The sequence below is a fragment of the Nocardia mexicana NBRC 108244 genome (genome assembly GCF_001613165.1).
Lineage (GTDB): Bacteria > Actinomycetota > Actinomycetes > Mycobacteriales > Mycobacteriaceae > Nocardia > Nocardia mexicana.
The window spans coordinates 14,455-32,997 of the sequence record NZ_BDBV01000025.1; the positions used below are offsets into that span (position 1 = coordinate 14,455).

At 70.1% G+C, this 18,543-nt stretch carries 16 protein-coding genes; 6 read left to right on the top strand and 10 right to left on the bottom strand.

The window, feature by feature from the left end; translation table 11 throughout:
- The first annotated feature begins 8 nt into the window (after window positions 1–8).
- Entirely contained in the window at window positions 9–1,199 is a 1,191-nt protein-coding gene (gene hutI / locus NM1_RS10830) for an imidazolonepropionase (protein ID WP_068017593.1), read from the top strand.
- 52 nt (window positions 1,200–1,251) lie between these two features.
- Here hutI and NM1_RS10835 read toward each other — a convergent pair whose 3' ends face one another.
- Together NM1_RS10835 and NM1_RS10840 are read right to left on the bottom strand one after the other, a co-directional pair.
- Window positions 1,252–1,929 (bottom strand): methyltransferase family protein, encoded by a 678-nt coding sequence (locus NM1_RS10835; protein WP_068017596.1) that lies wholly within the window; start codon window positions 1,927–1,929, stop codon window positions 1,252–1,254.
- Window positions 1,930–1,941: 12 nt separating this feature from the next.
- A complete protein-coding gene (locus NM1_RS10840) occupies window positions 1,942–2,625 on the bottom strand; it encodes a TetR/AcrR family transcriptional regulator (protein WP_068017599.1) in 684 nt (227 codons plus the stop codon).
- 173 nt (window positions 2,626–2,798) lie between these two features.
- On the opposite strand from NM1_RS10840, the gene NM1_RS10845 reads away from it, so the two are divergent.
- The gene (locus NM1_RS10845) at window positions 2,799–3,281 is read left to right on the top strand and encodes a cation:proton antiporter regulatory subunit (RefSeq protein WP_068017602.1); all 483 of its coding nucleotides are present in this window, start codon (window positions 2,799–2,801) and stop codon (window positions 3,279–3,281) included.
- A gap of 12 nt (window positions 3,282–3,293) precedes the next feature.
- Here the strand turns inward: NM1_RS10845 and NM1_RS10850 are convergent, their stop codons facing one another.
- Window positions 3,294–4,163 (bottom strand): SDR family NAD(P)-dependent oxidoreductase, encoded by an 870-nt coding sequence (locus NM1_RS10850; RefSeq protein ID WP_068017606.1) that lies wholly within the window; start codon window positions 4,161–4,163, stop codon window positions 3,294–3,296.
- A 150-nt stretch (window positions 4,164–4,313) separates the two neighbouring features.
- Window positions 4,314–6,302, bottom strand: coding sequence for a heavy metal translocating P-type ATPase (locus NM1_RS10855; protein WP_068017609.1), 1,989 nt, complete (start codon window positions 6,300–6,302; stop codon window positions 4,314–4,316).
- Window positions 6,303–6,384: 82 nt separating this feature from the next.
- Between NM1_RS10855 and NM1_RS10860 the strand changes: the two genes are divergently transcribed.
- Entirely contained in the window at window positions 6,385–6,738 is a 354-nt protein-coding gene (locus NM1_RS10860) for an ArsR/SmtB family transcription factor (protein WP_068017614.1), read from the top strand.
- On the opposite strand, the gene NM1_RS10865 is transcribed toward NM1_RS10860, so the two are convergent.
- From NM1_RS10865 to NM1_RS10875, 3 genes are all read right to left on the bottom strand, one after another.
- Entirely contained in the window at window positions 6,735–7,340 is a 606-nt protein-coding gene (locus tag NM1_RS10865) for a TenA family protein (RefSeq protein WP_068017618.1), read from the bottom strand. The two genes, NM1_RS10860 and NM1_RS10865, sit on opposite strands and share 4 nt — an antisense overlap.
- A 48-nt stretch (window positions 7,341–7,388) precedes the next feature.
- The gene (locus tag NM1_RS10870; RefSeq protein WP_068017621.1) at window positions 7,389–8,408 is read right to left on the bottom strand and encodes a methyltransferase; all 1,020 of its coding nucleotides are present in this window, start codon (window positions 8,406–8,408) and stop codon (window positions 7,389–7,391) included.
- Between the two features lie 95 nt (window positions 8,409–8,503).
- Window positions 8,504–9,631, bottom strand: a complete 1,128-nt coding sequence (locus tag NM1_RS10875; protein ID WP_084519403.1) for an ArsB/NhaD family transporter — start codon at window positions 9,629–9,631, stop codon at window positions 8,504–8,506.
- Window positions 9,632–9,750: 119 nt separating this feature from the next.
- Here NM1_RS10875 and NM1_RS10880 point away from each other — a divergent pair, with 119 nt between their 5' ends.
- Entirely contained in the window at window positions 9,751–10,776 is a 1,026-nt protein-coding gene (locus NM1_RS10880; protein WP_068017624.1) for a sigma-70 family RNA polymerase sigma factor, read from the top strand.
- Between the two features lie 74 nt (window positions 10,777–10,850).
- A complete protein-coding gene (locus NM1_RS10885; protein WP_068017628.1) occupies window positions 10,851–12,071 on the top strand; it encodes an erythromycin esterase family protein in 1,221 nt (406 codons plus the stop codon).
- Between the two features lie 33 nt (window positions 12,072–12,104).
- On the opposite strand, the gene NM1_RS10890 is transcribed toward NM1_RS10885, so the two are convergent.
- Window positions 12,105–13,718, bottom strand: coding sequence for a GMC family oxidoreductase (locus NM1_RS10890; protein WP_068017663.1), 1,614 nt, complete (start codon window positions 13,716–13,718; stop codon window positions 12,105–12,107).
- Between the two features lie 147 nt (window positions 13,719–13,865).
- Window positions 13,866–14,819 (bottom strand): helix-turn-helix domain-containing protein, encoded by a 954-nt coding sequence (locus NM1_RS10895; protein ID WP_068017666.1) that lies wholly within the window; start codon window positions 14,817–14,819, stop codon window positions 13,866–13,868.
- A 256-nt stretch (window positions 14,820–15,075) separates the two neighbouring features.
- On the opposite strand from NM1_RS10895, the gene NM1_RS10900 reads away from it, so the two are divergent.
- The gene (locus NM1_RS10900; RefSeq protein WP_068017631.1) at window positions 15,076–15,969 is read left to right on the top strand and encodes an SGNH/GDSL hydrolase family protein; all 894 of its coding nucleotides are present in this window, start codon (window positions 15,076–15,078) and stop codon (window positions 15,967–15,969) included.
- Window positions 15,970–15,973: 4 nt separating this feature from the next.
- On the opposite strand, the gene NM1_RS10905 is transcribed toward NM1_RS10900, so the two are convergent.
- Window positions 15,974–18,082, bottom strand: a complete 2,109-nt coding sequence (locus tag NM1_RS10905) for an amylo-alpha-1,6-glucosidase (RefSeq protein ID WP_068017633.1) — start codon at window positions 18,080–18,082, stop codon at window positions 15,974–15,976.
- Window positions 18,083–18,543: the final 461 nt, after the last annotated feature.

Below are 18,543 nucleotides of genomic sequence, written 5' to 3' on the forward strand. Positions count from 1 at the left end.
GGAACACGGTGACGGCAGATACGGCTACGGTGATCACCGGGATCGCCGAGCTCACCACGAACACCGACGAATGGGGCACGCTCGGCACCGCCGCGCTCGTGGTCGAGGGCGACCGGGTGCGGTGGGTGGGTCCGGAATCCCGTGCCCCGCAGGCCGATCGCAGGATCGATATCGGCGGGCGGGCGATGCTGCCGGGCTGGGTGGACAGCCACACGCACATGGTGTTCGCGGGCGACCGGACCGCGGAGTTCGGTGCGCGCATGGCAGGCCGCCCGTATTCCGCCGGTGGCATCCTGACCACCGTCGACGCCACCCGGTCCGCACCGGACAGCGAGCTGGCCGCCACCCTGCGACGCTTGCGCGACGAGGCGCTGCGCCAGGGCACCACCTGCGTCGAGACGAAGACCGGGTACGGACTGACCGTCGCCGACGAGCGGCGCTGCGCCGCCCTGGCCGCGGAGGTGGCGGACGAGGTCACCTTCCTCGGCGCCCACACGGTGCCGCGAGACACGACGGCCGACGACTACACCGACCTGGTCTGCGGCCCGATGCTCGACGCCGTCGCCGAATACGTCGGATGGATCGATGTGTTCTGTGAGACAGGCGCTTTCGACGCCGAGCAGTCCGGCCGCGTGTTGGCGGCGGGCCGAGCTCGGGGCCTCGGGTTGCGGGTGCACGGCAACCAGCTCGGCCCCGGCGACGGGGTGCGACTGGCGGTGGATCACGGGGCGGCCAGCGTCGATCACTGCACGTATCTCACCGACGACGATATCGGGGCACTCGCCGGATCCTCCACCATCGCCACGCTGCTCCCGGCATGCGACCTCTCCACCCGCCAACCCCTCGCACCCGCGCGCCGGCTCCTGGACGCGGGTGCCCGGATCGCGTTGGCCACCAACGCCAATCCCGGCAGCTCGTACACGACCTCGATGGCCTTCTGCGTGGCCATCGCGGTCCTGCGGATGAAACTGTCTGTCGCGGAGGCGGTCTGGGCGGCGACCGCGGGCGGCGCACTGGCCCTCGGCCGCGATCTGGACGCCGAGGGCGCCGTCGGCGTCCTCCGTCCCGGATCTCGCGCCGACCTGCACGTCCTCGACGCTCCGTCGGCGGTCCATCTGGCGTATCGGCCGGGTGTCCCGCTGACCTGGGCCGTGTGGCGACATGGGGACCTCGTGGTGTGCCCGCCCGAAATCCGGTGAGCCGCTGGGACAGCCGTACCGCAACGGCGCCGCGGCAATCCTCCGGAGGGCGCTACCAGACCTGGGGGACCAGCCGGTAGCGCGTCCGGCGGGCGTACTCGGTGTAGCCCGGGAGGCTCTGACTCAGCAACCGCTCCTCGTCGGAGATCCGCCACAGCATGATCGGCACCAGCGGCACGAAAACGGCCAGCCCCCACCAGGATCCGAGCGCGACCGGCATCGCGACCTGATACAGCAGCGAACCCGTGTACATCGGATGCCGCACGAGCGCGTACGGACCGGTCGACACGACCTGCTGGTCCTCCGCCACATCGATGGTCGCCGAGGTGAAGGAGTTCTCGCGGAACACGAAGAACACGATCAGCATCCCGAGCGCGATCACCACCTCGGCGACAACGCTCAGCCACCCCGGCACCGACGACCAGCCGAAGCGGTGATCGAGCCCCGGTACCACCAGCAGGGCGAAGAACCCCAGCGACGCAAGGGACATGATGATCCGCTGGCTCGTCCTGGTCTCGGCGGTCGGCCCGGCCGACATTCGCCGCTCCAGCAGTTCCCGGTCGTAGCGGATGAGATAGAGCATGATCAGCACGCCGGACGCGCCGAATACCCCGAGGAAGACCCATGCCTGCCAATACTCGAAGGTCCAGGCCGACAGGAAAGCCAGCGCGCCCAGCCCGACCAGCAGTGCCGCCAGCGAGGCGAACGACTTCACGTAGACGTTACCCATGACCAACTCCCATCATCCGTCGAACCACAGGCGCAGCGTGGCCTCGTCGTGGCCCTCGAGCGACTCGGCGGGGAGGCCGAGAAGGCGTTCGAGGGCCGCCAGATCGGCCGCGTTGGCGCGCAATACGGCATCGAACGAGACCTCGCCGCGGCGGCGGGCGAAGAACAGTTCCGTGCCGGTCTCCTGGAATCCGTACAGCATCGACGCCATGACGATCGCGGTCTCCTGCGGCTCGACGGCCGCGAACACGTCCTCGGCGACACCCTGCGCCACGATGGCCGCGAGCACCGGCCGCAGCCGCCGCGTCCCGCTGCGCCGGACCTGTTCGCGCACGATCGCGTTGTCGTCCGAGCGCCAGGTCTCCAGCACCGCGAGCACCAGGTCCTGACTCTCGCCGGTGTAGGCGGCCAGGCCGGTGAAGACGGCCTGCAGTTTGTGCAGCGCGGTCCGGGACGGATCCTCGAGCACCGGCGCGAGTGCCGCGACGGCCGCTTCCGTCATGCGTTCGCTGACGGCCACCAGCAGTGCCCGCTTGGAGTCGAAGTAGTGATAGAAGGACCCCTTGGACGCGCCGAGTTCGTCCAGCACGTCCTGCACGCTCATCTGCTCGTAGCCCTTGGTCTGGATCAGCCGCGTGGCGGCCTCGACGAACGCCTCCCGCCGAACAGTCTGTGCCGCCTTCACCGTGCGCGCCATACAATCACGCTAACAGACCAACGGTCGGTCTGCTAGGCGCGGCGGCACGGATATGTACTGCCACAATGGAATTGGCGCAAGCCGACCGGCGCGAGGTGTCGTCGGCGCATATCGGCCCGCATGCGAACCGTCGACCAGGTTTCCGTCGGGCCCCGCGTGGTTATGGTGAAAAGGTGAACGTTGAGGTGACCCCGCTCCCGGGCATCGGGGTGCGCAAGGAGTTCTCGCTGGGGAACGCGCGGCGGCGGGTGGGGGTGATCGACCATCGGGACGGCACGATCGATCTCATCGTCAGCAAGCCCGGGAATCCGGATGCGACCGATCAGATTCCGCTGTCCGCGCGGGAGGCGACCGCGCTGGCCAATCTGCTCGGCGCACCGCAGCTGGTGGCGCAATTGCGGGAGGAGCACAGCGAACTCGACGGGGTGACGACGCGCGAACTTCCGGTGCGGGACGGCTCGCCCTATGCCGGGCAGCCGCTGGGGGAGACCCGAATGCGTACGCGCACGAAGACGTCGATCGTCGCGGTGGTGCGGTGCGGGCACGCCATCCCGTCGCCGGGCCCGGATTTCACCTTCACCGCCGGCGATGTGCTGGTGGCCGTCGGCACGACCGAGGGCCTGGAGGCCGCCGCCCGGATCCTCGCCGACGGCTGACCCGCACCCGAATCACCTGTCCGCCAACAGATCCGCGACGATCGTCTCCACTCGAGTACGAATGTGGGGGGCGTAGTCCGGGTGTGTGGTGGTGTAGAGGCGGTCGGCCTCGACCGCCGCCAGGACGATCTCCGCGGCACGTGCGGTGGACATCGGGTCGGCGGTCATCTCGGCGATGGCCGCGAAGACCGGCTCCATCTCGTCGCGCTGTTCCGGGGTGAGTTCGGCCAGCCACGCCGTCTCCGGGCGTTCCCGCAGCTGCTGCGGATCGCTGTCGAGAATCGACGCGATGTCGCCGACACCGCGCAGCAGCCGGGTGTCGACCGGGCCCGGACAGACCACGGTCACTCCGACATTCGGTGCCAGCACGGCCAATTCGTTGTGCAGCGATTCCGACAGCGCCACCACGGCATGCTTGCTCGCGGCATAGGGTGCGTTGAACGCCCCGGCCGTGAGACCGGCGATCGACGCGGTATTCACGACGTGCCCGCGCCCGGCGGTGACCATATGCGGAACGAAGGCCCGCACGCCGTGCACCACACCGTCCACATTGACCGACCAGACCCGTTGCCAGGCCGCGAGTTCCACCTGCCAGCTGGGCCCGCCGGAGCTGATGCCCGCATTGTTGAACAGCAGGTCGACCCGGCCGAACCGGTCCATCGTCGCCTCGGCGAGCTGCTCGACCTGCGCGGAATCGGCGACATTCGTCGGCACGGCCACGGCGCCGTCGCCGAACTCGGCGACGGCCTCCTTCAGCGTATCGGCCTCGATATCGGCCAGCACGACCTGGACGTTCCGGGCGTGCAGGGCGGCCGCGACCGCCCGGCCGATTCCGTGCGCGGCCCCGGTGACGACCGCGACCTGTCCGGCTTCGATCTGCATACCCGCTCCCTTCGAATGGCCCCCGCAGGCCCACGGGAGGCAGCTCCACACGGTCGACTGCCTACCAAGCTACTCGCGCGATCGGCCGCTACGACGGGTTATTCGCCATGAGAAGACGCCGAATTCCGTTGCGCAGGACGGGCGCTGCGATCAGCGCTCGCCGTGAACCCAGGCGCGGGATGCCAGCAGGCGCATGCCGTTGAGGCCGACGATCACCGTGGACCCCTCGTGCCCCGCGACGCCCAGGGGGAGTGGCAGATGTCCGGCCAGGTCCCACACGACGAGCACGGTGATGAAGCTCGCGGCGATCACCAGATTGGCCACGACGATGCGTTTCGCCCGGCGCGACAGCGCGATCACCGCCGGGATCGTGGTGAGGTCGTCGCGGACGACCACCGCGTCCGCCGTCTCCAGGGCGAGATCGGATCCGCTGCGGCCCATGGCGATTCCGGTGTGGGCGGCGGCGAGCGCGGGCGCATCGTTGACTCCGTCGCCGACCAGGGCGACGCGATGCCCACCGCCTTCCAGGCCGCGAACGGCGGCGACCTTGTCCTCCGGGAGCAGGCCCGCCCGGATATCGGTGATCCCCACCCGCCTCCCGAGTTCCGTTGCCGCACGGGCATTGTCACCGGTGAGCAGCACGGGTCGCGTCCCGGTCAGCCGGGTCAGCGCCGACACCGTCGCGCCGGCGCCCGGTCGCAGCCGATCGGAGACGGCGAGCACCCCTGCCGGTTCGCCGTCCACCAGCACCACCACCGCGGTCTCGCCCCGCGATTCCGCCGCGGCGACAAGCGTTTCCAGCGCACCGTCGTCCGCGCGGTTCGCGGGGGCGAATGAATGCGCGGAACCGGATACCGCCGCACAGGCGGGGCTGACGACGTGAATCTCGTGACCGTCGACGACCGCCCGAACCCCGCGGCCGGGCATCGACTCGAAGTCGCCGGCGGCGGGGACGTCCACGCCGCGCCGGCCCGCCGCGGCGACCACGGCGCGGGCGATGGGATGCGCACTGGAGTGCTCGACAGCGGCGGCCAGGGCGAGGATCCGGTCGGCATCGGTGTCGCCGAGCGGATGAACGCCGGACAGGTGCGGTTCGCCGCGGGTGAGCGTGCCCGTCTTGTCGAAGGCGACGGCGGTGACCGTGCCGAGCTGTTCCATCACGATCGCCGACTTCACCAGCACGCCGTGCCGTCCGGCGGTGGCCATGGCGGCGAGCAGCGGCGGCATCGTCGCCAGCACCACCGCGCACGGCGACGCCACGATCATGAACGTCATGGCCCGCAACAGCGCCGAGTGCAAGTCTGCACCGAATGCCAAGGGCAGGAACAGGACCGCGATCGTCGCGGCGACGACGGCGGCCGAATACCACTGCTCGACCTTCTCGATGAACAGCTGCGCCCCGGCCTTGGTCGCCGAGGCCTGCTCGACCATGGCGACGATCCGGGCCACGACGGTGTCCGACGCGGCGCGCTCCACCCGTACCCGCAGCATGCCGGTGCCGTTGAAAGTGCCCGCGAACACCTCGTCGCCCCGCGCCTTCGGTACCGGCAGCGGTTCGCCGGTGATGGAGGCCTGATCGACGTCGCCGGCGCCGGATTCGACCGTGCCGTCGGCGCCGATCCGCTCCCCGGGCCGCACCACGATCACGGCGCCGGGCGTCAGGTCGGCGGCCTCGACGACCCGTTCGCGCCCGGAATCGTCGAGCACCGTCGCCCGGGCGGGCGCGAGGTCGAGCAGGCTGCGCACGGAGTCGGCGGTGCGCTGGGTCAGCACCGCCTCCAGCGCACCCGATGTCGCGAAGATGACGATCAGCAACGCCCCGTCGAAGACCTGCCCGATCGCGGCCGCCCCGATCGCGGCGACGATCATCAGCAGATCGACGTCGAGAGTCTTGTCCCGCAACGCTTGCAGGCCCGCTACCGCGGGTTCCCACCCGCCGGTGAGGTAGCAGGCCAGGTACGCCGCCCACCACAGCCAGGCCGGTCCGCCCGCCCACTGCGCGGCCAGTCCGGCGACGAACAGCGCGGTTGCGGCGGCGGCCCACCGCACCTCCGACAGCGCCAGCGCGCGGGTGCGGCCCGACAGCGCGGGGCGCGTCGCGCCCTCGGTCCGCGGTCGATCCACGAGGGATGCGGTCATACCGAACTCCGTTTCTCCGAACCACTACACAGGAATACATGAAGACGTCTTCATGTAATCACCGGGCGGTAGAGTAACCGCTGTGGGACATGGAGTCCAGGGCAGGACAACGCCGCCGGCACAACTGGATGCCGACTCGGCCGCCACCGTCGCGGCCACGCTGCAGGCACTGGCCACACCGAGCCGCCTGCGCATCCTCACGCGGCTACGGCACGGCGCGTGCTCGGTGGGCGATCTGGTGGAGGCGGTGGAGATGGAGCAGTCGGCCGTCTCCCATCAGCTCCGCCTGCTGCGCGCGATGGGCTTGGTCACCGCGACCCGCCAGGGCCGCAGCATGATCTACACCCTCTACGACAACCACGTGGCCATGCTGCTCGACGAGGCGGTCTACCACATCGAACATCTCGGGCTGGGAATGAGCGATCCGGCGGTCTAGGGAATATCCCAGAACGCCAGCTCGTGCCGCATTCCCTCCAGGAACAGCTTTTCGGCGCGGGCGGGATCGGTGGTGGCCTCGTCGAGCATGTGGGCGCAGCGGCGCGTGAGGGCGGCGAACTCCGGATCGGCGTAGGTCTGCACCCAGCGCCGGTATCGCGGGTCCTCGGGCATGGTCCGCGCCAGCATGGCGCCCAGCGTGGAATAGCCCCACATGCACGGATACAGCGCCGCGAGGCCGTCGGCGTACGCGGCGGCCGAGTCCAGCAGGAAGCCCGTATATGCCACGCACGGAGCGCCTTTCACGGCATTGTCGAGATCGGCGTCGAATTCGGCGGCCAGCGAACGGTGCAGCGACAGCTCGTCGTGATAGGTGGCGTGCGCCAGATCCACGAGATCGCCCAGGTGCGCCGCCGGCGCCTGCCAGGCCAGCCGCGTGAAGACCCGGACGTAGTCCAGCAGGAACAGGTAGTCCTGCTCCAGCCACGACCGGAAGACCGGTTCCGGCAGGTCACCCCGGGCGATCCCGGCGACGGTGGGGTGCTCGAGCTGCTGCTCGACCAGCGGGAGACCGATATCCTCGAGATGCGCCGAAATGCTCATGTCCCGAGTCAATCAGGTGCGCCGCGCGCGAGCGTCCCGACCGGGCGACTACGCGCCCTTCGCTTCGATCAGGGATATGCCGCCCGGCAGCGTTGTGATGGTGGATACGGCCAGTCCGGCTGTGGCGCAGAGGGTTTCGAAGTCATCGCGGGTGCGCTCACGGCCGCCGAGATTGACCAGCATATTGAGATCGCTGATGTACATGTTCGGGGGAACGGAGTCGTCGACGACATCCGGCAGGATCGGCTCGACGATCAGCACGCGGCCGCTGTCGGGGAGTACTCGGCGGATGTGGCCGAGGATGACCGCGGCGCGCTCGTCGTCCCAATCGTGCATGATGCTCTTGAGCAGGTAGAGATCGGCGCCCGCGGGGGCGGCGGCGAAGAAATCTCCCGCGACGACCGTGCAGCGCTCGGAAACGCCCTGTACCGACAGTGTTTCCGCGGCCTGGGCCGAGCCCTCCGGGGTGTCGTACAGGATTCCGCGCAGGCCGGAATTCGCGTTCAGGACGGCGGCGAGCAGGGTGCCGTCCCCGCCGCCGATATCGGCCACGGTGTGGAACGGCGCGAAATCGTAGTGCTGCGGCAGGATTCGGGCCGTCGCCGAGGTGCCCTGCCGCATCGACACGTTGAACTGGGCGGACAGTTGCGGGTGGGTGGCCAGGTACTCGAAGAAGCCGACTCCGAATATGGTGTCGAAACTCGGCTTTCCGGTTTGCACCGCGGTGCCGAGTTCGCCCCATGCCGCCTGCATGGCCGGATCGGAGAACATCTGCACGAAGGAGTTCAGCGAATCCGGGCGATCGGTGCGCAGCAGGGCGCCCGTCTCGGTGAGCCGGAACCGGCCGGGCTCGGTCTCGGCGAGGATGCCGAAGGCGGCGAGCGCACGGCACAGGCGGATCGTGGACAGCTCGTGCGCGCCGATGACCTCCGCGATCGCCGCGCCGGTGCGCTCGCCGTCGCCGAGCGCGTCGGCCACGTGCAGCCGCGCCGCCGTGGCGATCAACTGCCCCGCCATCTGCCCGAAAACCAACCCGACCACATGTCCGCGCTGCTCTGCCGTCGCCATGCGAGTTAGCCTAGCCTTACTTAATGAGTCCGACAACAGTTTCGGAACTGGGGCAACGGATTTCGCACGCACGGCAGGGACCTCGCATAGGCGCTTCAGGACCAGTGCAGCGCCGCTCCCGCACCGAGCAGCACCAGCGGCACCCCGCCGAGACCGATGGCCGCGAATCGCAGCGGTGCGATCGTCATGCCGCGCGCGCGACAGCGCTGCGCCCACAGCAGGGTCGCCAGCGACCCCCACATCGTGACGAGCGGACCGCAGTTCACGCCGACCAGGACCGCGGCCGACCGGCCCTGATCGCCCGGCGGCACCGCGGATCGAATCGCGGTGTACGCGGGCAGATTGTTGACGAGGTTGCTCATCGCGGCGGCCACCGCCGTGGCCTGCGCGTCCGACCGGCCGAGCCACCCGCTGAGCACTGCGGCCATGCCGTGGGCCCCGAGCGCGCCCACCACCAGCAGCAACCCGGCCACGGCCACGACCGGGCGCCAGGGAATCAGCGACCACCGCAGGCGCTTTCGATCTCGCATCGCGAACGGGGCCGCCGCGGCGGCGGCAGCGGCGGTAGCGGCTACCCACGGTACGACGCCGCAGGCCACCGCCACGGCGAATGCACCGCATGCGGCAGTGCAGACGATGAAACGCAGGCGGTCCGGTGGCGGCGCGGCGGGCGGCGCGTGATACCGCCCGGTGAGGCTGCGCCGAAACAGCAGACCCAGATAGGCGACGGTGATCAGGACGGCCGCGAGCGCGGGCAGCGCCATACGCCCGGCGAAACCGATCGTCGAGACTCCGGTGTGCTGCACCGCGAGCAGGTTGGTCAGGTTCGACACCGGCAGCAGCAGGCTCGCCGTATTGGCCAGCCACACCACCAGCATCGCGAACGGGATCGCCGCCACCCCGACGGCGTCGGTCACCGCGAGCACCACCGGTGTCAGCAGCACGGCCGTGGTGTCCAGGCCCATCACCACGGTGACGACCGTCGACAGCACCGCCACGAGCCCGAACAGCGCCGCGGTGGAGCCGCGCGCCAGCCGGGCGCACGCGGCGGCCGCCACATCGAAAACCCCGGCGGCATCGGACAATTCGGCCAGTACCGTGGTGGCGATCAGGAATGCCAGGATCGGGCCCGCCTGGGTCAGCTCGATATCGACCGCGTCCACCAGCGGCAGCCATCCGCCGATCACCACCGCTGCGCCGAGCCCGGCGAGTACCAACCACACCCGCTCCAGCGTGCCACGCGCAGGCAATGCCCGGGCAACCGCGGCGCCGGTCCGGTCCAGCCGCGGAAGTTCCGGCGCCCGACCGATGAATTCTCCGGGCCGATGTCGTCGGAGTTGGTATGGACGATGCTCCGCTGCGCCCTCACGTCGACGAGCAGCTCCCCGCACCCGCCGAGGACGAGTTCCGGAAGCTGGTGGAGCCGCATCGCACCGAACTGCACGCGCACTGTTATCGAATGCTCGGGTCGGTGCACGATGCCGAGGATGCGCTACAGGAGACGATGGTGCGCGCCTGGCGCGGGCTGGCGCGGTTCGAGGGCCGCAGTTCGGTGCGGGCGTGGCTGTATCGGATCGCGACCAACGTCTGCCTGACCGCGCTGGAACAGCGGCCGAAGCGGGCCTTGCCGATCGACCTGTCACCGGCCGCCGCGGCGGGGGAGCCGCCGGGCGATCCGGTGGAGGGCGTGCGCTGGCTGGGGCCGTACCCGGATCGGCGGCTGGGGTTGCCGTCGGGGTTCGCGGGCCCGGAGGCGCGCTACGAGCTGCGGGAGAGCGTGGAGTTGGCGTTCGTGGCCGCGCTGCAACATCTTCCGGCCACGCAGCGCGCCGCGCTCATCGTGCGGGACGTGCTCGGTTTCTCCGCGCGAGAGGCGGCCGAGCTGCTGGGGACGACGACGGCCGCGGTGAACAGCGCCCTGCAGCACGCGCGCGACAATGTGCGTTCGCGGATCCCGGAGCGCTCGCAGCAGGCGACGCTGCGCGACCTGGGCGATCGACGGGTGGACGGGCTGGTGCGCTCGTTCACCGAGGCGATGCGGCGCGGCGACGTGGACGCGGTGGTCGGGCTGCTGGCCGAGGACGCTGTCTGGTCGATGCCGCCGCTGCCGCAGTGGTACCGCGGACATGCCGCCATCGCGGAATTCCTTGCCGGAGGCCCGTTCACGCAGCGCTGGCAGCACATCCGGGCCACAGCGAACGGCCAGCCCGCCGTCGGAAGCTACCTGTGGGATCGGGAGCAGGGCCGCTTCCGGGCGTTCGCGCTGGACGTGCTGACCGTGCGCGGCGGCGCGATCGCCGGGGTCACGGCATTCCTGGATGCGCCGGTATTCGCCGAGTTCGGTCTGCCCGAGACGGTCGAATCGTAGCCTGGCTGCGCGGTTGTCGAACCAGGTCATTCGACAGAGGCGACCGGGGCGGACCGGTCCCTACCGTCGTCGTCATGACCACGACCCACGCCCCGGAGTTGCACGACTGGCTGCGCACGCACGCCCGGCCCGTGACCGACACCCGGCAGAACCACCTCGGTGACGACCTCACACCGCTGACCGATTCGATCGCGACGGCGAAGGTGGTCGGGCTCGGCGAATCGACACGGTTCTCCGCGCAGACCTACGGCGTCCGGGACCGGATCTTCCGAAGTCTGGTGCGGGAGTATGGTTTCCGGGCGTTGGCGCTGCAGGACAGTACCCGCGCCGGAGAGCGGCTCGACGACTATGTGAACGGCGGCGCGGGGACGGCCGAGGCGGCGGTCGCCGGGATGTGGCGGCCGTGGCGCAGCGCCGAACTGGTCGACACGCTGACGTGGATCCGGGCGTTCAACGCCGACCATCCCGCCGATCCGGTGCGAATCTTCGGCATCAACCCGACGCGCGCCGAGCCGTCGGACTACGACGCCGTCCTCGATCATGTCCGGCGGGCGGCACCGGAACTGCTGGATGCCGTGGCCGCCCACCTCGATCCGATCCGCACCGCCCACCAGATCGACGAACACGTGCAGCGGCACCAGGGCATTCACCCCGGACGGCCGTTCGCCGACCATGCGCGCGACGCCGTCGGCCTGCTCGGCGAGCTGCCCGCGACCCCCGAGCGCGAGACCGCGCTGGCGCACGCGCGGCTGATCCTCGAATTTCACGACGGCAGTGTCGCCGGGCGCGGCAGCTTCATGACCGACGAACAGCCCGCCGTGACGAGAATCCTCGAGTGGCAGCGGCGCACGGGTGCCCGGATCGCGTACTGGGACGGCGTCGCGCACACGGCCGCGGCGGCCTTCCGCCTGGGCGACGGCGAGCAGGAGTCGCACGATCTGGGCAGTCTGCTACGCACCGCCCTCGGCACCGAGTACCTGTCGGTCGGCATCGGATTCCACCACGGCGACTTCGGCTTCACCGCCGTCCCCGCACCGGCCCCTGACCTCGTCGACGCACTCCTCGGCACCGTCGACCTGCCCGCGCACTACATCGACTTGCGCACGGCCGCACCGGAACCCGTGCAGTCCTGGCGCCAGGCACCGGCCGCCCTCCGGGTCATCAGCGGCGTCTACGACCCGTCCAAGGACGACACCGCCCGCGTGACTGTCACCTCCCTCGCCGACGCCTTCGACATCCTCGTCCACATCCACGAGGCCACCTCCGTCCGGTGGCTCCCGACGGCCGGGTTCTGACCCCGCCGACGAGCGAAACACGGTGCGGCACCGTCACTCCGCATTGTCGGAGGCGCCCGTGATCAGGTCTGCGGCGCGCCAGGCGAGGGCGGTGACGGGGCCGTTGAGGTTTCCCGACACCATGGTCGGGAGCACCGACACGTCGACGACGCGCAGGGCCGCGACGCCGCGGACCCGCAGCTGCGGGTCGACCACGTCGTCGGCGTCGGGGCCCATCGCGGCGGTGCCGATGGCGTGGTAGCCGCAGACGCCGCCGTCGAGGCAGGCGTCGATGATCTCGGCGTCGGTGTCGACGTGCGGCCCGGGCGTGGTTTCCGGGCCCAGCCGGGAGGCGAGCGGTTCGGTGGCGAACAGCCGGCGCATGGTGCGGAACGTGTCGACGGCGACGCGGCGATCATGGTCGGTGGCGAAGTAGTTGGCGTCGATGTCCAGCGCCGCATCAGGATCCGGCCCGGTGATCCGGAGACTTCCGGTGCTGTCGGGCCGCAGCAGGTAGCCGATGCACATGATGCCCGGCTCACGCTCGAGGGTCACCGGCTCGCCGGGGAGCTGCGGGGCGATCGACCACGGGCCGATCTGGATCTGCGCATCGGGCCGGTCGAGACCCGGCCTGGACTGGAAGAATCCGACGATATCGTGCCCGGGCCCGGCCAGCGGTCCGCCGCGTGTCGCGAGATACCTTATCCCCGAACGTAGCTGACCGGCGGGCGTGCCCAGCAATCGGTTGTACCCGAGGTCGCCGACGAGCCGGTACTGCAGCACGAAGCAGTGGTGCTCGATGAGCCGGGCGCCCACGTTCGGGCTGTCGGCCAGCACCGCCACTCCGGCCGAGCGCAGCGTCTCGGCGGGACCGATGCCCGACAGCTGCAGGATTTTCGGAGTGGCGAGAGCGCCGCAGCAGAGCAGCACCTCGCGGCGGGCGCGATAGTCGACACCCCGACCCTTCCGGCGGCAGCGGATCCCGACGGCGGTGCCGCGCTCGATCAATACCCGATCGGCGACGGTCCGCACCGCGACCGTGAGATTCGCGCGCCGCTCGACCGGATGCAGGAATGCGGTGGCGGCGCTGCACCGGCGGCCGTTGCGGATGGTCGCCATGGCGTAACCGATGCGTTCGGTGTCCTCCGCGTTAATGTCCCGCACCTGTTTCCAGCCGAGCGCGGCGCCGGTGTCGAGGATCTCCTCGAGGAACGGGTCGAGCCCGCTGGTGGTCGAGATGCGCAGTGGCCCACCGGATCCGCTGAGATCGGAGGCGCCGGACGGGTTGTCCTCGATGGCCCGGAAGATCGGCAGCATGGTGTCCCAGCCCCAGCCGGGATTGCCGCGACGCTCCAGTTCGTCCCAGTCCGCGCGCTGCCCGCGGTTGTAGATCATGCCGTTGACCGCGCTGGATCCGCCCAGCGTCTTGCCCCGCACCCACGTCTCGGCGCGATCGCCGGGGCCGATCGGCCGGATCGGATACTGCCAAGTGTGCCGCGGGTCGCCGAGCAGTTTCCCGAACCCCATCGGCATGCCGATCAGCGGGCTGGTGTCGCGGCCACCGGCCTCCACGAGCAGCACCGTGGTTTCCGGGTCGGCCGAAAGCCGGTGCGCCAGTACGCAACCGGCCGGTCCGGCGCCGACGATCACGTAGTCGAATTCGGTCACCACTGTTCGAACCCCCTCTGCCGTGGCTCGCGGGGCCACGCCGTTACGCGCCGGACGTCGGGCGCAGGCGCGCCACGTCCGCCGCTTCCACTGTGCGTGCCCGCCGGAATCACCGCAATGGTTTCGGTTCCTGCCGAATCGTCCGGTTCACCGTGTGTTGGCGCCGATCAGGTGCAGTCCCAGCGCGGTGGCCCGATGGACGACGGCCTTGCCGTCGCGGCGGCAGGTGACCAGCCGCGCCGCCCGCAGCGCCGCGGCGTGCTCGGACGCCGACGCGGCGCTGATGCCGAGCTGTCGCGCGATATCGCCCGTGGTGTGGTCGTCGGTGAGCAGGCGCAGCACGGCCGATCTGGTGGCGCCGAGAACTCCCGCCAGCGGATCGGACTCGTCGCCGACCCGGATACCGGCCATCGCAGGTGGCGAATACACCAGCAGCACCGGGTGTCCGGGCAGGTCGCCGACCAGCGGCGGCCCGGTCCGGAATGCGGTCGGCGCCAGCACGAGCCCCCGGCCACCCAGCCGCACCGTGCGCCGCTGCGGGCCGGGGATCTCGAGGCAGTTGCGACGCCAGCGCGCGCCGGGGACCGCCGAGGACAGCGCGGCGGCCAGTCCGTGGCAGGCCAGCAGCCGCCCGTGCCGGACCAGTTCGGCGTGATGCCGGGCCCGGATATCGGCCCAGTAGGGCGCGACCGCGGCGGTGAAGGCGCCGGTGAAGGCATGTTGCAGGATGAGGCACGACTCGCGGTCGCCCTCGGCGACGTGCTGCAACCATCGAGGGGCGCGATCGGTGCCGTACCAGAGCATCATCTCCGTCCGCGCCCGCTCGGCCGGGAGCCCGCCCATCGTGTCGAGCGCCTCGTCGACGGTCGGGTCGAGGGCCGTGGGGGACAGCGCTCCGGAGAAACCCGCGACGAGTTCGCACAGCGGCCGGGCCTTCGCCGGGAGCGCGGCCGAAGCCGTGTGTCGCCATCGCTCGTGCCAAGGCGCGCGGTCCCCGTGCCGGAGCGCCAGCAGCGCCAGTTTCGTCTCCAGCAGCGGCGCCGGTTCCGGGAGGAACCGGGTCACCGCGAGATCCTCCGAGGTGAACAGGATCCGCAGCATCGTCACCCCTGACCGTGAACTGTCGACAGCTCGATTCTTGCGGCCGACGCTCTTCCTGTCACCTACCGACAGCGACCTCGCATCGGCCACCTGCCGGTATCGGTCCGACCACTCGCCGGAGCGGGTCCGCCGAGTTGCCGAAAGCTCGCAAATCACAGGACATCTCGTCGATCGACGACGGTCCCACGCCGTGCCGCCGAGGATCGCAGCTGTGTCGCAACCACACTGCGGCAACTATGAGGCTGATAATGACGGTATGGCGCCCCGACGGAGGTCCCTCGTCCGGCTGGTTCTCAGTGCGTCGCTGGTGGCTGTCGGTGCCGCCGGACTGCCGGGGGAGGCGGCGGCCGGACCCGTGCATCGCTATGTGGCGCTGGGGGATTCGTACGCGGCCGTCGGGTCCTGGACCCGGATGAACGGAAATCCCGTCGGATGTCTGCGGGCCGGGGACAACTATCCGGCCGATGTGGCGCGGCGGGTCGGGGCGGCGCAGTTCGTGGATGTCACCTGCAGCGCCGCCACCACCGAACACATGACGCGGCCGCAGGTGCCCAATCTCTACGGTGTCCCCGTCGGCGGTCTGAACGCTCCCCAGTTCGACGCTCTCACCCCCGATACCGATCTCGTGAGCGCGACGCTCGGCGGCGACGATATCGATTTCAGCGATATCCTGCAGGCCTGCGCCCGGTTCGCGTTCGCCGATCCGCGCGGGCACCGGTGCACCGATCACTTCACCGCCGGGGGAGTGGACCGGATTGCCGCCGATATCGACGCCGTGGCACCGAAGATCGGCGCGGTCCTCGACGATATCCACGCCCGGTCGCCGCGAGCGACGGTGGTGCTGGCCGGATATCTGCCGATCCTGCCCTCCGACGGCGGCAGCTGCTTCCCGCAGATCCCCGTTGCCGCGGGCGACGCCCCGTATCTGCGCGACGTCCAGCGCCGCCTGAACGATATGCTCGCCGCGACCGCCGCACAGCACGGCAGTCACTTCGCCGACCCCGACGTGCCGGGGCGCGACGCCTGCCAACCGGCGGGCGCGAACTGGCTCAATCCCGTCGACCCGCATCCGCTCAGCACCTGGCCGTTCCACCCCAACGCGACCGGTCAGGCATTCATCGCCGACCGCATAGTCGAGGCGGTGCGGTAGCACCTCAGGGCTGGATCAGCTGCCAGTCGGTGGGCAGCCCGTCCACCTTGACGGTGGTGCCCTTGGCCTGAATGTTCACCGTGGCCGGGCCGAGCCGCAGATCCGACAGCCTTACCCGGCCCGCGCGGTCGGGCAGCCGCGGCGCGAGGGTCAGGGTGCGCTTGGGGACATCCGGTTGCAGCCCGAGGAACGAGCGCATGAGCAGCAGGGTCGAGGCGCTCGCCCAGGCTTGCGGCGAGCACGACGTCGGATACGGCACCGGCGACGGGAAGCCGGAACGTTCGAAGCCGCAGAACAATTCGGGCGGTCGGGCCCCGAACGCCAGGATCGACTCCAGCAGGCCGCCCGCGAGCCGTTCGGCCAGTTCGGCCGCCCCCGGGATGTGCTGGTAGCGCAGCAGACCGGCCACGGCGATCGCGGTGTCGTGCGGCCACACCGAGCCGTTGTGATAGCTCATCGGGTTGTAGCGGCCCATGCGCGACGACAGTGTGCGCAGGCCGAAGCCGCAGTCCATGCCGCCGTTGGCCAGCCGGTCGACCAGGATCGCGGCGCGCTCGTCGTCGACGATTCCGGTCCACAGGCATTGCGCGACATTGCTCGACAGCGAGTCCACCTGATTCTTCTTGCCGTCCAGCGCGAGCGCGTACCACCCCGACTGCGGCAGCCAGAACGCCTCGTCGAAGCGCTGTTTCAGCTCCTCGGCCTGGCCACGCAGGCGGTTGGCGGTGGCGGTGTCGCCGAAGGCCTCGGCCATATCGGCGCGGCCCTGCCGGGCGGCATACACGTAACCCTGCACCTCGCACAGTGCGATGGGCGGGTCGGCGAGGTGGCCGTCCGCGAAATTGATGGAATCCCAGCTGTCCTTCCAGCCCTGATTGGCCAGGCCCTGTTCGGTTTTGCGCCGGTACTCCACGAAGCCGTCGCTGTCGCCGTCGCCGTAGTGGTCGATCCAGGACAGGGCGGCATCGGCGGCCGGGAGCAGGGCCTTGATGGCGGTCTCGTCCGCGCCCCAGCGCCAGCACTCGGCCAGCAGCATCACGAAAAGCGGTGTGGCGTCGACGGTTCCGTAGTAGACGGTGCCGCCGAGCACCTCGTCTCCGGCCGGGCCGTGCCGCATCTCGTGCATGATGCGGCCGGGCTCCTCCTCGGTGATCGGATTCACCTGCGTGCCTTGCAGATTCGCCAGCTGCTGCAGCGTCCCCATGGCCAGGTCCGAGTCCAGCGGCAGCGCCATCCAGGAGGTGAGCAGGCTGTCGCGCCCGAACAGGGTCATGAACCACGGCGCCCCCGCGGCCACGTACGTCGGCGAACCCGGCCCCTGGTCGTCGATGCGCAGCGCGCCCAGATCGCTCTCGGTGCGCTGCAGGATCGACGTGATGCCCGGATCGCTGGCGGTGAGGGTGGTGGCGGTGGCCCGCCACTGTTTGATCTTGAAGGTGGGGCTGTCCTGGTCGTCGTCGCCGAAGTTCGTCTCGACCGCGCGATGCCCGACGATCGGCTGGCAGCACACCGTGGACTGCCAGCGTCCGCGCGGCGGCACCACGATCTGCCAGCTCAGCGTGCCCGCGTGCGTGGTGGGGTTGCCGTCGGCGCGAATGGTCAGGCCGCGGCCCGGATCCTGGCGGTCGCTCAGGTGTAGCTCGTGGTCGCCCGCGGCGAGTTCACACCCGCTGTTCTGGACCTGCCCGGCCTTGACCGCGAACAGGTCGGCGAAGTCGGAGTCGGCGGTGAGCGTCACCGTCATCGCGGTGGCCTCCTCGCCGAGGTTGTGCACCACGATGATCTCCCGCATGCCGTCGCCGATCATGCGGCGGCGCAACACCAGCACGGTGCTGTCGGCGACGCCCTGGCGGGGCAGCTTGCGCAGGACGAACCGCGCGCGGAACGCCTCGGGCGTGAGCACCGAGAGCTGTTCGGGCAGATGACCGTCCAGCCGCAGCTCCCAGCGGGAGATCACCCGGGCGTCGCGATAGAACAGCCCCTGCGAGGTGCCGGCGTGGATATCGCCGAGGTGGTCGGACAGGCAGAAGGTGCTGGCCTCGACGAGTGTCACGGTGCCGCCACCCCCGCCGTTCACGGGCACCGGGGGGCCGGCGTTGAAGATCTCGTTCACGAGTGACCTCCCGAGAGCCTGGGGGTCACCTGTTCGATCACGTGTTCCGGGCGCATGCTCGCTCCTGCGGGTACTGGTGGACCTGCCGTGGGTCGAACTCCACTCAGGGTAGCCGAACGATAACCGCACGGTACGGCGGTCGCTCCCGTGTTGCCCGAAGGTGGGGGAGTGCAGGCGGCAGCGAACGCGAGCATGCGGCGAAAGAGGGGAGTGCCGTTCCTCGACCGCGTCGGCGTTCAGGTCGATCGGACGCGAATTGCCCGCAGCCGCACGAGAGGGGAATGCCGATCGAGCCATTTTCAATACCTATACGTCAATATGCGCATCTATGCATGTATTCTCCGATAGTCCACCCGGCCAACCACAACACTCACCATTTACCGAAATGCCCAGAGGAGGGGAGAGGAGCGCCGCGTTGTCAGGCCACGTCGCGCTTCGATTCGATCATCTCTCGGCCGGTG